This window comes from Gemmatimonadales bacterium (assembly GCA_030697825.1).
Taxonomy (GTDB): Bacteria; Gemmatimonadota; Gemmatimonadetes; order Gemmatimonadales; family JACORV01; genus JACORV01.
On sequence record JAUYOW010000107.1, the window covers coordinates 1 to 1975 of the forward strand.

The following is a 1975-nucleotide window of genomic DNA, read 5'->3' on the forward strand; positions in this document are numbered from 1 at the left end:
GTGAAGAAGGGGAAGAAGGGGAGGAAGCGCGCCGGCAGCGCAGGGCGTCGTCGCGCCGCCTGACTTCAAGGCGTAGCCCGCTGACTGGCTCCATGGCCTGAATCGAGCCCGCGCTCCGCCAAGCCGGCCTCCGCACGGTATTTCGTTTCCGCCTCGGCCAGCAGCTTCCGTCTGGTGCGCAACTCGCGGTATGTCGCCGCGGCGCGCCCCGCCGCCGCCAGCAGCTCAGCGGTGATCTGCGGCCGCCCGCGAAGAGCAGAGACTAGCGCCCACCACAGGAGCTGGAGCGCGGGGATGAGCTCCAGAGGTGATCGCCGGCGGTCGATCGTCTCGATCAGTCGGGCCTTCAGGGCAGGGAGTGTATCCAGTTGTGAGAACAAGAGGCGATGGAGTTCCGGCAAAGGCCCGGGAGCCCCGACCTCGTGCCCGACGAAGTACCACGGAAGGGCAGCAACATCCCGAGCGCGCCACCAGCGGTAGAGCGCGGCATCGCTCCCCGCGATCACCGCCTTGGCCAGGCTCCGCGCCTGAAGGAGTGCCTCGGTGATGCCGTCTCCGATCACGAAGTCCTTGTGGTGTCCCGCGTCGCCTACCAATGCCCAACCGGCGCCGACGCCGGTTCGGAAGAAGAACCGCTCCTTCACCGTGCCGCGAACCTTGCCGACCGGACGCGCATCCCGAATGAGCGGACCGATCAGTGGTTCGGAAGCGAGGGTAGCCTGCAGCGCGCCATCGGGGTCGGCGCGCCAGGCAGCGGCGCGATCCGCGGGCGGCCAGCTGCCGATCAGCAGCTGATCGTGGTCGGTCGGGAAGATCACGCCCGTCTCGCCGGCGAGATGACTGAAGTACATGTCGCAGCGATACGCGGGATCGGTCTTCCAGAAGCTGGGCGCATCCCAGTAGGCCCAGTAACCCGCCCGCCGAGCGTCGTAGCCGAGGTACTCCTGGGCCTCGACCAACCCTGCGACGGTGGAGTGACGGCCGTCGGCTCCCACGACGAGGTCCGCGGTTACGACCGTTTCTCGCCCGCCGCTCACGGCCCGCACGCCGATGACGCGACCATCCTCCCGCACCAGGGAGACCACCCGGGTCCGGTCCCGCAGCTCGGCGCCCGCGCCGACCGCTGCCTGCTGAAGCAGTGCGTCGAGGCGCTCGCGCCGGGGGCAGTACTCGGCTCGACCGTCGGGAAGCTCGATGTCGATCATCGCACCGTCTGCGTTCATTCGGATGATGCGTGCCGGCGGCGTCACCGCACGAACCGCCGGCCCGACCCCCACCTCGTCGAGCACGTCGATACCTGGGGGGCTGATGCCGTGGGTAGACAGGACGTAGTCGCTCGGCAACGCATCCTTGTCGAAGAGAAGGACGCGGGCTCCGGCGCGCGCGAGAAACGTGGCCAGCGTGGAGCCCGCGCATCGAGCACCGGCGATCAGGACGTCGTAGGCGCGCCGCCGCATGCTCCTCTCACCATCAGCGGGTCATCCGCGACAGGTGCCCTGGATTCAGTGGTTAACGTCTTGCGTTCTGCCATCGTTGGTTTCTCCAAGCGCGGGTCAGGCGCTCAAACGGCCGGTGCGGAGCATTGAGTGCCCATCCGCGCAGTCCTCGCCAGTCGGTCTCATGCTGCGAAACATGCGCTGTTATGCACCGCGCCCCGCCCGGACAACCTTGCAGCCGCGGCCCGCATCCCGCTAGTCACTATCCGGTATTGCTCCGGCCCACCGTTCGGCCTCAGGTCCGCGACTCGGCGCTCACCAGCTTCAGTGCCGCGCGCCGCTCCTCCGCGTCCAGGCCCACCATCCAGAACGCCACCACGAACACCACGGCCACCGCCACCATCGCCGCCACGACGCTCGGCCCCCTCACGACCCGCAGCCCCGCGATCGTGGCGACCGCGCCCGCGAGCAACCCTGGCACGAGCGCGGGCCCCAGCGTACCCCGCAGATACTCGCCCAACCCGATCCCCAGCTCCGCA

The 1975-nt window shown here is 69.0% G+C and carries 2 protein-coding genes; both read right to left on the minus strand.

Features of this window, described 5'->3' with window-relative positions; genetic code table 11:
* Positions 1 to 65 precede the first annotated feature (65 nt).
* Positions 66 to 1457 carry an NAD(P)/FAD-dependent oxidoreductase gene (locus tag Q8Q85_05740; GenBank protein ID MDP3773753.1) on the minus strand — a complete coding sequence of 464 codons (1392 nt, stop codon included), beginning with the start codon at positions 1455 to 1457 and terminating at the stop codon, positions 66 to 68.
* Between the two features lie 274 nt (positions 1458 to 1731).
* On the minus strand, positions 1732 to 1975 hold a 244-nt coding region (locus Q8Q85_05745; protein MDP3773754.1), incomplete at its 5' end, for a hypothetical protein.

Excerpts from the sequence above, each read along its gene's own strand:
- Q8Q85_05740 (MDP3773753.1), bottom strand. The coding sequence starts at position 1,457 with ATGCGGCGGCGCGCCTACGACGTCCTGATCGCCGGTGCTCGATGCGCG.